General features: G+C 34.1%; 12 protein-coding genes. 10 read left to right on the forward strand and 2 right to left on the reverse strand.

Annotated features, from left to right (window positions below; genetic code table 11):
• From DOK76_RS10650 to pulA, 5 genes are all read left to right on the forward strand, one after another.
• Nucleotides 1–1427 (forward strand): hypothetical protein (locus DOK76_RS10650; RefSeq protein WP_206967611.1); only part of this gene is annotated, 1427 nt, incomplete at its 5' end.
• Nucleotides 1428–1746: 319 nt separating this feature from the next.
• On the forward strand, nucleotides 1747–2502 hold the full coding sequence (locus DOK76_RS10655; protein ID WP_206967613.1) for a hypothetical protein: 756 nt from the start codon (nucleotides 1747–1749) through the stop codon (nucleotides 2500–2502).
• A gap of 81 nt (nucleotides 2503–2583) precedes the next feature.
• Nucleotides 2584–3024, forward strand: coding sequence for a universal stress protein (locus DOK76_RS10660; protein WP_206967615.1), 441 nt, complete (start codon nucleotides 2584–2586; stop codon nucleotides 3022–3024).
• A gap of 355 nt (nucleotides 3025–3379) precedes the next feature.
• Nucleotides 3380–3841, forward strand: coding sequence for a GNAT family N-acetyltransferase (locus DOK76_RS10665; protein ID WP_206967617.1), 462 nt, complete (start codon nucleotides 3380–3382; stop codon nucleotides 3839–3841).
• Nucleotides 3842–3992: 151 nt separating this feature from the next.
• Nucleotides 3993–7082, forward strand: coding sequence for a type I pullulanase (pulA, locus tag DOK76_RS10670; protein ID WP_206967619.1), 3090 nt, complete (start codon nucleotides 3993–3995; stop codon nucleotides 7080–7082).
• Nucleotides 7083–7217: 135 nt separating this feature from the next.
• Here the strand turns inward: pulA and DOK76_RS10675 are convergent, their stop codons facing one another.
• Both DOK76_RS10675 and DOK76_RS10680 read right to left on the reverse strand, forming a co-directional pair.
• A complete protein-coding gene (locus tag DOK76_RS10675; RefSeq protein ID WP_206967621.1) occupies nucleotides 7218–7394 on the reverse strand; it encodes a hypothetical protein in 177 nt (58 codons plus the stop codon).
• Between the two features lie 78 nt (nucleotides 7395–7472).
• A complete protein-coding gene (locus DOK76_RS10680) occupies nucleotides 7473–8153 on the reverse strand; it encodes a DUF2238 domain-containing protein (protein ID WP_206967623.1) in 681 nt (226 codons plus the stop codon).
• A 152-nt stretch (nucleotides 8154–8305) separates the two neighbouring features.
• Between DOK76_RS10680 and DOK76_RS10685 the strand changes: the two genes are divergently transcribed.
• From DOK76_RS10685 to DOK76_RS10705, 5 genes are all read left to right on the forward strand, one after another.
• Complete coding sequence (locus DOK76_RS10685; RefSeq protein ID WP_206967625.1) at nucleotides 8306–9208, forward strand: Gfo/Idh/MocA family protein; 903 nt, start codon at nucleotides 8306–8308, stop codon at nucleotides 9206–9208.
• 18 nt (nucleotides 9209–9226) lie between these two features.
• A complete protein-coding gene (locus DOK76_RS10690; protein WP_206967627.1) occupies nucleotides 9227–9760 on the forward strand; it encodes a GNAT family N-acetyltransferase in 534 nt (177 codons plus the stop codon).
• Nucleotides 9761–9776: 16 nt separating this feature from the next.
• Nucleotides 9777–10523, forward strand: coding sequence for a prolyl oligopeptidase family serine peptidase (locus DOK76_RS10695; protein WP_206967629.1), 747 nt, complete (start codon nucleotides 9777–9779; stop codon nucleotides 10521–10523).
• Nucleotides 10524–10607: 84 nt separating this feature from the next.
• Nucleotides 10608–11714, forward strand: a complete 1107-nt coding sequence (gene wecB / locus DOK76_RS10700; RefSeq protein ID WP_206967631.1) for a non-hydrolyzing UDP-N-acetylglucosamine 2-epimerase — start codon at nucleotides 10608–10610, stop codon at nucleotides 11712–11714.
• Nucleotides 11715–12004: 290 nt separating this feature from the next.
• Nucleotides 12005–14338, forward strand: coding sequence for a WxL domain-containing protein (locus DOK76_RS10705; protein ID WP_206967633.1), 2334 nt, complete (start codon nucleotides 12005–12007; stop codon nucleotides 14336–14338).
• Nucleotides 14339–14455: the final 117 nt, after the last annotated feature.

Consider the following 14455-nt stretch of genomic DNA (forward strand, 5'->3'; position numbering starts at 1 on the left):
GATTTGAATTATTAATTGATAAATACGACTCAGTTGAAAATCCGAATTTCTATTTACCTAATAATATTTCTCAAGAAGAAATAAACAAATGGGCTGAAAAATATTGTGATTTGAAAGACGCAAAATTGAAGCATCTTGAAAAAATATCAAAATGGAGTCTTCATCACGAAGTGAAATTAGACTCAACAGTGAAATTGAAAGCTAAAAAAGCACACGAAGATATGATAGAAGAAGTATTTAAAGATAATAAAGGTATTGGTTGGGGAGTAGGAGTAATTTTAAAAAATGGATTAAGTAATAATTTTGAATTTGATGAAAGTAACAAAACGAAGATGGTTGTCATTTTTAATAAAGATTGGCTAGATGATAATCAGGATTATCCAACTATTCTTAATAATTTTATACATTTTTTCGAGTTATTTAACTCAAAACTTCAATTTTCAATGATTGAATCACCTTATGAACAAGGAAACCTCACAGATTTGTTTCGAACAAAGTCTAAGTACTACTATAAACAATCTTATACAGCTGATTTGGGAATAAATTTTCATAAATTAACTTTTTTATCTTATTATGAGTATTTAGATTCAAAAAAAATAGACTTAGAAAAGGTTTTTTCATATTATTATAATAATTTACTTGATGAAGATTATGGCTTTTCAGAATTTTTCTTTAATCCTAGTTCAAAAGGAAATACCTATTATGAAAGATGTAAAATATTAATTCCTGAAATGGACAGTTTATTGAAACAATTTGATTTTCTACAGAGGTATGGAAAAATTGATCTTGAGTTATTTGAATTAGAATCTCAAAATACTTCATACAGAGACATTAAATCATTGGAAAATAAAAAATTTATCTACATTAATTCTAGTGAAACAATAAAAATGTGCAGTTTATTCTTTAACTCACAATCGTTATTGTCTTTCCCAGAACATAAAAAAAATAAAAATAGCTTTTATGAGTATCTTATTTCTGGAATAAAAATAGAAGATTTTTATCCTTACCAAAAAGATATGCTAAAGTTACTAATTGAACAAGAAATATTAGGAATTAGTGATGAAAATAACCTATTTATAGTGAATAGAAAATTAATAGAATTATATTGGTTGTTATGGGATAAAGGTTACGTGTCAATATTATCTGTACCTGAAGATATGAAAAAAATAATAGAATCAGAGATATTCAAAGGTAATTTAAAAACTGAGAGCACTCTTTTTTCAGAGCAGGAAAGTGATTATATCTCCTTTGTAATGGATAATAAAAAATTCAGCAATGGATTATTTATTCGGAATAAGATTACACACGGGAGTTTTGCTAATAAGCAAGAGTGTGAGTATAAGAACTATTATTTAGAGTTATTACTGGTACTACTCCTATATACTGTTAGAATCAATGAGGAGTTGGATTATTTTGAAGAAGAATGAAGGTTAGTAAATTAGGAAAATAAAAATTTGTTTAGGAATTTAGTTTTAGAATACTTAAATTTGAAATCATAAATTTTTCCAACTATAACAAAAATGAGAATACAATTTTCTTTTACTCCATTCAAATTATATCAAGACTAACATTTCTACCACAGAATTTATGATTTCCTAATAAACTAATCTGGAGCATTGACAAGATAGCTATTTTTATCAGTAGCTATATAATTTTGTAGAGTTTCATTTGTTTTTTTGATTAAAACTAAATTTTAACTCCTACAACTAACTGTGTAGGAGCTTTTTCAAAAAGGAGAGAACGACGATGAAAAAAACTATTTGGTTAAGCTTCATTTTGTCTTTAACAGTTATAATGATTTCTTGTTCAAATAAAAAGGGTTTAGAGGAAGAATCCTTCAGTGATAAAAGAGAGGTTTCTTCTGAAATCAATCTAGAGCTGGTAAATAGTCTTGTTGGTGATTGGATAGGAGATGGGAATGGAAATTATGCAGGTTACGGAAAGAGAACGATAACAGAAAAGGATTGTTACATCTACTTTGGAGACGAGAAATTGCAGATTTATGACACAATCGATAATGTAGTACTTACTCAAACAGATGAAGAGTCTCCTTTTTTCTATGATTTTAAAATCAATAAGGAAAAGTTAACGGTTTATCCTTCGTATCCAGTTCCAGAAGGTATGGTGGGTGGATCACTAGCACCTATGGAATTTGTTAGAGACGATGGAGTCATGATTGATGTTACTGATTTATACGGTGAGTGGCAATCAATAGAAGAATCCAGTAATTCTTATCTATTGATAGAACCAGTATCTGAAGGATTGATTCAATATGCTGATAATGTGGAAAAGAAAGAGAGTCAAACTTTAACAATCGAAGAAATGACGGAGAACTCAATTGTTGCATTATCAGAAGATAAAACATCTAGCTATATGTTTACTTTTAACAATAAAGATGAGTTGACTGTATTAGTAGGGGCTTATTCTAATGACGATATATTAAAAGAAGATATCCCAGGTGGCTTATCTGTCCCGGTTAAATATAAGAGGATAATTAACTAATTTGAAGAAAGATTTATCACTTGTAGGATATGACAAAAAAGGACTAATTATGTTAAAATAAAGGAAAAGGAGGCGATTAAAATGAGTGTTACATACAAAAATATCCTTGTTGCTTATGATGGTTCTGAACAATCACAATTGGCTTTTGAGCAGGCAAAAATGCTAGCAACCTTGAATGATAGTGAGATAACAGTTCTCCAAGTAGTTCCTTCAGTTAATTATTTTCTCTATCTTCCTGATACTTATATTTATTCTGATTTAGCGGCTCGACAAAAAGAAATAATGTCATATGCACAAGATCAAATGAATGCTAATTTTGTCTACAATGACACTGATAAGATTAATGTTATTGTGCAAGAAGGCTCACCAAAACGTACTATCGTTGAATATGCGGAAAAGAAAAAATTTGATTTAATTGTGATGGGGGCAACTGGGGTTCATGGAATCAATAAGTTAGTGGTAGGTTCAACAACATCTTTTGTTGTGAATCAAGCGCCTTGTCAGGTTTTAGTAGTTAAATAAAGTCGTATTATTTGTAAGCGTTATCTTTTTGTGGTATATTATGAGTGTAAGGAATGGTAAATTCCCAATGGAGCAGTTAGAAGAAACCTTGAAAAAGGCGGCTGCTTATAAGAATAGTGTAGAATGACATACTTTAAAAGTAGGATCTACACAAAAAGAGAGGAATGTGGGAATTTGAAAGATTTCTTACCAACTGAATATGACTTAACAAGTAATTAAGTGAATGTAATGAGGATCTAAGGACCTCAATGATGACTATCTAGATGTCGAAAATTACTTGTTAAGTCTATTTTTGTGTCATTTTTTTGATTAAGCTAATAAGTTTAGTCGTATTATAGGATAAAAGGAGATAGTAATGTCAATATTTTTTGAATTGTTAGATAAAAATAGTGATGACTGGACCACAATCGCTGATCAAATTTCTCAAGTCTCTTGGCGAGCAGGGAAATTTTTAGCAGATAAAATGTATCTGAATGATTTTAATGATTGGGAGAAAGTTATAGTTGGAAAAAATAGTAAGGGTAAACTAACTTCTTTTTGTGTCGTGAGTAAAAAGGACGGTCTAATTGACGAATTCATTTCGCCGTTTATCGCTTATGTTTTTGTAGAGGAAGCTTACCGAGGAAAAAGGTTATCAGAAAGATTGTTAAAAGTGGCAGAGGATTACCTTAGAAGCCAAAACTTTAAGATTGTTTATATTGTGAGTGGTGAAGTAGGTTTGTATGAGAAATACGGTTATAAAAAAATCAGAAATTGTTCTACGATACATGGAGACTCTGAAAATTTATTTGAAAAATCCTTAACTAATGATGATTAAATACTTAAACCCTCAATCTATGGGGGTGTTTTTTATATAGAGGTTATTTAATCTAAATGAATTATTCCCTAAGATTGTTACCGATAACATGTTGAAGCGCTTTCTTAAGTTTGTTATATCTATAGGTAGTTATATAAAGGAGTGGTAAAATTTGATAGGGAAAGATTTTCAAAGGGAAAAAATGTTTTTAGATTTTCGTTTATTTGTTTTGGTTTTATTTTTTTTATTAATAGGTGTGACGCCACACTCACAAGCTGCAGAGCCTGAAACTAAGGTTGTTATTCACTATGAAGCACCAGAGAATGAAAAAGATTTAGACAGGTCGATTTGGTTATGGGCTGATAATGAAGCGGGACAAGAACTAGCCTTTACTGATCAAGATGCTTTTGGTAAGTATGCTGAGGTTAGTGTGCCAGGAATTCATGAAAAAGTTGGCTTTCTAATTAAATCAAAAAGAGATTGGTCTTATCAATCACCTGATCAATGGGTTGATACGTCTAGTGGGAAAGTTCATGTGTGGCTAGACAAAGAGGGCAAACTATCATATGAACCAAAAAATGAGGAGACGGCTCCTAAAACAGAAGAATTAAATGTGAAGGTTCACTATTATAGAAGTGCTAATGATTATGATCATTGGAATGTATGGTATTGGTTAGAAGGAAAAGATGGCAAACAAGCAGCGTTTACTGACACAGATGCTTTTGGCCAAGTTGCAGAGTTTAAAATAAAAGAAGACGCTTTTTCGAAGGTTCATTTTTTAGTCAGAAAGAGTTCAGAGACTAATGAATGGGAAGAAAAAGATGGAGACGACCGATTGGTTTATGTGTCTCAAAATCAAAAAGAAGTAGAGGTTTGGCTAATGGAAGGCGATAAAACAGTTTATGGAACACCTGATTTTATTGTGAAAGATCAAGGGATTAAGGGAGCAACCGTTGAGAAGATGTCTCAAATTGATGTGACCTTCAGAAAAAAAGAAGCGTTAGAAGCATTGAAAAAAAATGAGCTAAAACTATTTTCCGGAGGTAAAGAACTGGCGATAAAAAATATCACAGGAAATACAGAACAGCCAACTAATCGTTTATCTATTGAGACAACTGATATGATTGATTTACAACAGGAATATTCTATTCAATTTGGAGATGAAAAAATACCAGTGAGTCTAGGGGGTGTTGTGAGAACACCTGAGTTTGATGAGATTTATACTTATGATGGTCAGCTAGGTGCTCTTTACTCTAGTGATAAAACTGATTTTGTTTTATGGGCACCAACAGCAAGTAAAGTGGAGTTAATTCTCTATCAAGATCAAACAGAAGCAAGTGCTGAAAAAGAAAGTATCGTGATGGAAAAAGGGGAGAAAGGAACATATAGAGCAAGTGTTTCTGGTGACCAAGCTGGAACAGCTTATTCCTATCGTTTGACATTCCCTGATGGCAAAGTAAATGAATCCACTGATCCATATGCCACTTCAGCAATCGTTAACGGGAATCATTCAGTGGTGGTTAATCCCGCTGCCGTTAGCCTAGAAAACTTTGATCGAATGGCACCATTTACAAATCCTGTAGACGCTATTATTTATGAAGCTCATATTAGAGACTTATCTATTTCTCCTGATAGTGGGATTCAGCATAAAGGTAAATTCTTAGGTGCGATTGAAGAGGGAACGACAAATAAAGCAGGTCAGCCAACTGGTTTAGATTATATCAAATCACTTGGCGTTACTCATGTTCAGTTTTTACCGATGTATGATTATCAAACAGTAGATGAAAGTCGTCCAAGTGACGCGCAGTACAACTGGGGTTATGATCCTAAAAACTACAATGTGCCTGAGGGATCATATAGTACGGACAGTACAGATCCGACAAAACGTGTTGTAGAGATGAAGCAAATGGTTAAAGGTCTTCATGACAATAATATTCGCGTCATTATGGATGTGGTTTATAACCATGTTTACGAAGCGGGCAGCCATGCTTTTAATAAAACTGTACCTGGTTATTACTTCAGATATAATGAGGACGGCAGTTACGCAAATGGGACAGGTGTTGGAAATGATGTGGCATCAGAACGTAAAATGGCTCAAAAATATATTGTTGATAGTGTGACGTACTGGGCTAAAAATTACAATTTAGATGGCTTCCGATTTGATTTGATGGGAATTCTAGATGTTGAAACCATGAATTTAGTTCGTAGTGAATTAGATAAAATTGATCCTTCTATTATTATTTTAGGAGAAGGTTGGAACATGGGGACGCCTTTAGATGACTCTAAAAAAGCGATTCAGAAAAATGCTAATATCATGCCGGGAATTGCTCACTTTAATGATTCAATCCGTGATTCGGTCAAAGGAAGTGTGTTTGAAGGAACAGAGCCAGGGATGATTAATGGCAAACCAGGATTAGAACAACTAGTGGCTCAAAATATGTTAGGTGCTAATGGCATTGAAGGTTACACAAGTCCTGCTCAAGTTATTCAATACGTTGAAGCCCACGATAATTTAACGCTATATGATAAGTTAAGTTTAACAAATCCGGCAGATACGAATGAACAACGAATGAAACGCCATTCTTTAGGGACTGGTATGATGCTTGTGTCTCAAGGAGTTCCGTTTATTCATGCAGGACAAGAATTTTTACGTACAAAAGATGGAGATCATAATAGTTATAAATCACCAGATAGCATAAATCAATTTGATTGGAATCGTCCAGAATTGTATCAGGAATCTGTAGAATTTTTTAAAGAGTTAGTATCTTATCGAAAATCTCAGCCGCTTCTTCGATTAGCCAGTTACGATGAGATTAACAATAAAGCTAAGTTGATTAAAGCAGAAGATAATATCATTATTTATGAGTTGAAAGATGCTGAAAAAGAACTACTTGTTGCTATTAATACTAATGAAGTGGAAAAAGAAGTAGATAGTCAGTTAACAAATGGATTTAAAGCAGTGGTATCTAACCAACTGGCGACAGAAACTAGTACAAAGGAGAGCATGTTACCTTTAAGCTTAACAGTTTATGAAAAGACTTTAGAAACAACTGACACGACAACTAGTGAAACGGAAGAAACAAAGGAAAAAGACAAGACAGAAGATTCAAGTAAAGAAACAAAAACAAGTACTAACGAATCTTCAACTACAAAACCTAGTGAGAAAAAATTACCTAAAACAGGTGAAAAGAAAACAATCCTTGCAGCAATCGGTTTGTTAACTTTGGCTAGTGGCATTTTCTTTTTAAGAAAACGTCTTTAATATTCATTAAATGAAACAAGAGTGCGAAAAAGTGCTCTTGTTTTTTTACGTTTCAGTAAGGGTTTTGGTTGACTCAATAAAATAACCCCAAGGTATTGAGATGTTGCCATCAATACTTTGGGGTCTCCTGTTTTATTAGTCGATTAAATCTAACACTTTTTGGTAAGCTTCAATTTCTGCAAGCAAACGTTGGATTTGAATTTCATTTTCAATGAAATTAATTGAGTTACCAAGTGGCTTTTCACGGTTGTCCTCTAAACGGTCTACTTCTTTCTTTGCTTCGTTCACAAAATGAATAATTTTTTCTTTCATCCTATCACGCCTCCCGTTTAATCTTTGATACTTATATTATAAGACTATGTGGGATTAAAAACAAATGAAAACGCTTCGTTAGTTATTTTTTTGTTTTGGTGTAAAGGCAAACAATTGTAACCATTCAGGTGATTGTTTACCTTTGATAAAACAAACCACGCTAAAAACGATTGCGCCTGCTGTATTAGTGAATAAGTCACCCATAGTATCCATTAAAACAGCTCGACCTACTAAATCTTTTCCTGAGCTTGTTGCAAAACGCTGCATGTTTAGTCCTAGTAGACCGTCAAATGTGAATTCATAAAATTCCCAAAAAACGCCCATTGTCATAGCAAAGAAGAAGCCAAACAAGACAATTGTCCCGACACTTAAATGCTGAAATTTTGGCATGAGTAAACTCAAGATACCTAGACCAAGAGTTGCTAGAAGCATGGCACTAGAAAAGTGTAAAAATTTGTCCCAGTAAAAGAATTTTCCATAAAATGAAAGTCCTGTTCCTAATGAGACTGCAAACAAAATAAAGAGCCAATACAAATTCTTAAGAGCAATAGGTGCTTTAAATTTGAATAAGGCTTCTAGTCCAAAAGGTAAGCAAGAAATAATCATACCAAGGACGACTTGAATGCCAAGAAACCATATATTACTTGCTTTTTCAGGATACTTAAATCCCTTGAAAAAAAGATAAATAGCAATGATGAGTCCGATTAATAAAATAAGATAAAACACATTTAGGTCTTTTCTTTTTGATAATTTAGTCATGAAAAAGCCCCCTTTTTTTAATATTATGCCACAATTGTTGGTTTTATGCCAAGAAAGTTACTGAAAATAAAACTCCATGTTCCATCATAGAATATCCAACCTTTTAATGATAGAATTAACCTATTCACTTGAAACTATTAGGAGGTACATAGATGATTAAAGTCGGTATTATTGGATTAGGTGGTATTTTTAAGAAAGCCTATTTACCTGTTATCTCAGAAAATAGAGACGGGTTTGATTATTATTTTTCTAGCAGTAATGAAGAAACAAAAACGATGTTGAAACAAACATATGGTTTTACCAATTTTTGCGAAACAATCGACGAGCTAATTGCTTGTGAGATAGAAGCTTGTTTTGTCCATTCCGCAACTGTGGCTCATTTTGAAGTAGCTAAAACCTTATTAACAAAAGGGATTCACGTGTTTATGGATAAACCATTAAGCGAGGAATTTGAGGAAACGAAGGAGTTGTTTCGTTTAGCAGAAGTAAATAACGTGTACTTAATGACAGGATTTAATCGCCGATTTGTCCCAAGTTTGGAGCATATCAAAGGTTTAGCTGATAAACGCCTTATTTATTTGGAGAAAAACAGAGCGCTAGCCGAATTTTCACCAAAGTTTGCTATTAATGACATGTTTTTACATTTAGTTGATACAGCCGTATATTTATTAGACAGTCCAAACATTAACATTGTCTCATCAACAGTTTTAGGGACAGACACTTTGGAATACGCGACGCTTCAGTTAGAGGCAGATAATGCTCTGGCGATTCTTTCCATGGATATGAAGAGTGGTGCGCATACAGAAGTTTTTCGCAGCACAAGTCCAGAAGGCGTAGTCACTATCAATAATTTAGGTCAAACAACAAAAGAAACACCAAAGGGCGTGATGAAAATAGCGCAGTATGATTGGACACCAACTTTAGTCGAACGTGGCTTTGACAGTATGATAAAAGCCTTTCTTCACTTTTTAACAACAGGAGAAACGTCTGAATTAAGACAAGAAAATGTGCTATTAAGTCATGAGATTTGTCATAAGATTTTACAAGAAAACTAATGGAGGTATGTGTCACTTATGAGAATGAAAACATCAAGAATTTACGTACGACCACTACAAGTAGCAGATGCTAGCTATCTATTAAAGAGTTCACAAGATCAAGAAATTAGATATATGACTGGAACAACGGCTCATTTTAGTCTTGATGTGATAGAGCAACATATAGAATCAATCACAAAGGACGATTCTCGTGAAGATTATGCTATCTGTTTAAACGAAACAGATGAAGTTATTGGGGAATTATCGATTCTAGATATAGATGAAGAGGATGAATCAGCAGGCTTTCGAATCTCCATGACAAGCATTGAGCACACAGGAAAAGGGTTAGGATATGAAGTATTACGCTTGATGATTTCTTATGTATTTGAAGAACTTAAGCTGAATCGTTTGCAGTTAGAAGTTTTTAGTCATAACAAACGAGGCATTCGTGCTTATAAAAAAGTAGGATTTGTTAAGGAAGGGACATTAAGACAAACGAGAAAATTCGAAGATCATTTTTTTGATGAAGTGATTATGTCTATCCTGAAGCAAGATTATGTAAATCATCAATAGGGAAGGAAGTTAAAGAATGATTGTAATTGAAAGACATAAAGTAAATGGTTTAACTTTTTTAGAAGTCGTCAAAGAAAACTTAATGAAGAAGACAATTCCCACTGTATTTTTCTATCATGGTTGGACTAATTGTAAAGAGACAGTTTTAGTCAATGGCTATGAGATTGCTCAACAAAACATGAGAGCCATCATTCCAGATGCTATTTATCACGGTGAACGACGTGATGATAAACCAACGACGGATCATTTTGAAGAATTTCCGTCTATTGTCATGAGTAGTGTTGATGAATTTGATATTATTTTAACTCATCTAATGAAGAGGCGTCCGATTGATTCAACAAGAATTGGTGTGACTGGTCTTTCTATGGGAGGCATCACAACTTGTGCTATCATGAATCGCTATCCAGAAGTTAAAGCAGCTGATTGCTTAATGGGAGCTCCTAATTTTCATGATTTTATAGTAAGTATTGCTAAAAAAGCTTATGGATTCGAAGAATTACCAATTGATTTTAAAGCAGAGCTAGGCAAATTGAAGGCTTACGATTTATCTTTAACACCTGAGAGAGTCGCTCGTAGACATTTTCATTTTTGGCATGGGACAAAAGATGAGATGGTTCCATATCAACCAACCTTTGATTTCTATACGACTCAGAAAGAAAGTAACACAGGGATTAATATGACTTTTACGACAACTGAGGATGGCCATAAAGTACCATATAGTATCACACTTGAAATGGCGGCATTTTTCGCTAGAGTCTTGTAAGAAATCTTATTCAAATTAATGATTGTCATAAGACATCTGTTTTGAGTACAATAGAAAGTATGAGTGAAAGAAAAGAGGGAAATCATGAAGCAAAATAAAAAAGTGATGTTAGTTTTTGGGACGCGTCCAGAAGCCATAAAAATGGGACCTCTTGTCATGGAGCTAAAAAAACAAGATGATATTGATACTGTAGTTTGTGTCACAGGTCAACATCGTGAAATGCTAGATCAAGTGTTACCAATTTTTAATATTAAACCAGACTATGACTTAGAAATTATGAAGCATCAGCAAGATTTATTTGATGTAACAGTTAATATACTTGAAAGAATTAAGCCTGTTTTAGAAAAAGAGCAACCTGATATGGTACTTGTCCACGGAGACACGACAACGACGTATGCTGCAGGTTTAGCCAGTTTTTATCTAAGAATTCCAGTGGGACATGTGGAGGCAGGTCTTAGAACACATAATATCTACTCACCTTATCCAGAAGAGTTTAACCGTCAATCAGTCGGTTTGTTTTCAACCTTGAATTTTGCCCCAACGAAAAAAGCGCAACAAAATTTATTAGATGAAGGGAAGGCACCAGAGAGTATTTTTGTGACAGGAAATACTGCCATTGATGCCCTCAACACAACGGTTAAAGCGGACTATCAACACCCCTTGCTTGATTGGGCTAAAGGGAGTCAGTTAATTGTTTTAACAGCTCATCGAAGAGAAAATTACGGCGAACCAATGAGACATATGTTCCAAGCGGTGAAACGTATTGTAGATGAACACCCTGAGATTAAAGTTGTTTATCCTATTCACATGAATCCGATGATTCAAGAATTGGCTGATGAGATTTTTAAGAATACGGATCGAGTGAAGATTATTCCACCAATGGAAGTAGTGGATTTTCACAATCTATTAGCTAAAAGCCATATTATTCTAACGGATAGTGGTGGGATTCAAGAAGAAGCACCTTCATTAGGGAAACCTGTTTTGGTTATGAGAGACACAACTGAACGACCTGAAGGAATCGAAGCAGGTACCTTGAAGCTTGTAGGAACAGATGAAGAAGTTATCTATCGTCATTTTAAAGAATTGCTTGATTCAGATACCTTGTATCAGCAAATGTCTGAAGCGAGTAACCCATATGGTGATGGGGATGCTGCTAAACAAATAGTTGCTATTTTAAAAGAAACCTTATAAGAAAAAGTTACTCCACAATAAGAATTATCTTTTTGTGAGGAGTGACTTTTTTTGTTTTATCCCATAAGTTTATGAACTTAATGAACATGGTTAAGCTTAATTTTGGTAAAAAATACAAATATTGATAAAGCTAAATACGAACAGTGAAACGATTACATTTTTTTAATATAAAGAATTTTCGTAATCTATACATTATATAACAAATATTTTTTAATTTTACAATAACTATACAGCTTGTTTACACTTCTATGCTATACTTCTGCTTGTATCAAATAAAAGGAGAGAATAGAATGAAACAAATTAAGTTACATCAATTGGTACTTGCTGCCATTTCAGGTGCTGTCTTATTTACAGTGCCAGTTGGAGCGGAAAACGCTTCAGACCCTGCTCCAGAGATAAAACCGAGCCAACCAAATGGACAAAAAGTATTGTTTGACAATACTCACGCGCAGACTGCAGGAGCAGCTGACTGGGTAATTGATGGTGCTTTTTCTGACTTTGGACAAGGCCTAGCAAACAATGGTTATTACGTGAAAGAGTTGCGTAAAACAACACCTATCACACTAGATGACCTAAAAGAATACGATGTGTTTGTTTTACCAGAAGCGAACATTCCTTACAAAGTGTCAGAACAACAAGCAATTGAAGATTATGTATCTGCTGGTGGATCTGTGTTTTATATCAGTGACCATTACAATGCAGACCGTAACAAAAATAGAATTGATGCATCTGAAGCATTTAACGGCTACCGTCGTGGTGCATACACAGATATGACAAAAGATATGTCTGAAGCAGAAAAAAATTCTGAAGCAATGCAAGGCGTTGAAAGTAGCGATTGGCTAAATGAAACATTTGGCGTTCGTTTTAGATATAACGGAATTGATAATATTAGTGACAGCAGTAAATGGGTAATGAATGATGCTTTTGGTATTTTAGATGGTGTTAACTCAGTAGGTTTACATGCTGGTTCAACTGTTGCAATTATGGATCCAACACGTGCTAAAGGACTTATTTACCCACCATCTGGTTTAACAAGTTCAGCTAACAAATGGGGTCCATCTGTAGACCAAGGTGTTTACAATGGTGGCGGTGTTGAAGAAGGTGCTTATGTAGCAATCAGTAAAAAAGATAAAGGTAAAGCTGCTTTCATCGGAGACACATCAATGGTTGAAGATGCATCTCCAAAATACATGAGAGATGAAAACGGCAAATCTAAAAAAACTTATGATGGCTACAAAGAAAAAGACGATGCAAAAGTATTAGTCCAATTAGTAGACTGGTTAAGTAAACAAGAAGACTATGATACGTTTGACAAAATGGGTATACAGTTATCTTCAAAAACGGTCTTACATGACTTTGAAGACCCAGCAAAAAGTACTGAACCTCAAAAAGAACCATGGGCAGCTCCAGCAGCTGGATTCAAATGGTATGATAACAGTACGTTCGCACCAGGAAGTTTTGGAACAACTTCAACAGTACAAGTTCCTTCAGAAGGAAAAGTATCGATTGAGTTGAAAGAAAAACCTCAAGCCAAAAGAGATAACAAAGCAGTTGTGAAAGTAACAGGACTTGCTCCAAACGCAAAAGCAGATAACTATCAATTAGGTTTATACACTCCTGTTGCTCAAAATGGCTTCACTCAAGGCTCTCAAGTAGCTAAGACAAAAGTTGGTGACGGTGAATGGTTACCAATTGGTTATTCAGAAAAATTCAGCGTAACAGCTGATGCTAACGGTAACGCTGAACAAGTAGTTTACTTTAACGTTCAAGCAGAGGGTGACTACAACATTCGTGTGAAACAAAATAAAGATAACTTAGTAACAAATCCGATTACGATTTTACCGTTTTCTGAAACAGAAGGACCAACAGATCCTGAAGTACCAGAAACACCAAAAGATGAAGCAAACTACGACGTAACTGGTAAGATTGCTTTTGAAAAAAATGATGGCTCAGTTAAACCAATTGACCCTGAAAATCCAAAAGATAACACAAGACCAATTAATCCTGATGGGTCAGAACCAAATAACCCGGCTGGTGGTTTATTATCAGTAGACTACGCATCAAGTTTCTCATTTGGTAAACAAGCAATCGAAAATCAAGGTGTGCTTTACGGAGCTCAACCACAACAATTTAAAGATTCTGATTTAACAAGAGGAAACTATGTTCAAGTAAGTGATCGTCGTGGATCGAATGCTGGTTGGGTATTGAGTATCGTTCAAAATGAACAATTTAAAACAGCGGCAAATGAAGAGTTAACAGGGGCAAAACTATATCTTGGTAACGGTTCGCTTAACTCGCCAAGTATGTTAGAAGAAAGTTTCTTACCTGAAACTGCACCAACTAACTTAGTTAAACAATTAACAGCAACAACAGACAAAGTCACAGGTGGATTAGAGTTAATCCCAGGACAAAGTAGTATTATCATGTCTGCTGATAAAGGAAAAGGAAACGGAACTTGGACATTATCTTATGGTCAAACAAAAGATAACAACATTGGTTTAGTTGGGAACAATAACCCAAGTAAATCTTCTGTGATTTTATCTATTCCAAGTTCATCAAATGCAACATCTTCAAGTTATGAATCAACATTAACTTACAGATTATCAATGGTTCCTGCACCTTAATCAAAGAGGACAGTTAAGAAAGGGTCTGACGTTTTTTGTCAGACTCTTTTTATTGAAGAAACCTATCAAAACAGGTAATCTAAAAAGAGAAAAATGTGTTAAATTTTTTATTAGTGG

The sequence above is a fragment of the Candidatus Vagococcus giribetii genome (assembly GCF_017316185.1).
GTDB classification, from domain to species: domain Bacteria; phylum Bacillota; class Bacilli; order Lactobacillales; family Vagococcaceae; genus Vagococcus; species Vagococcus giribetii.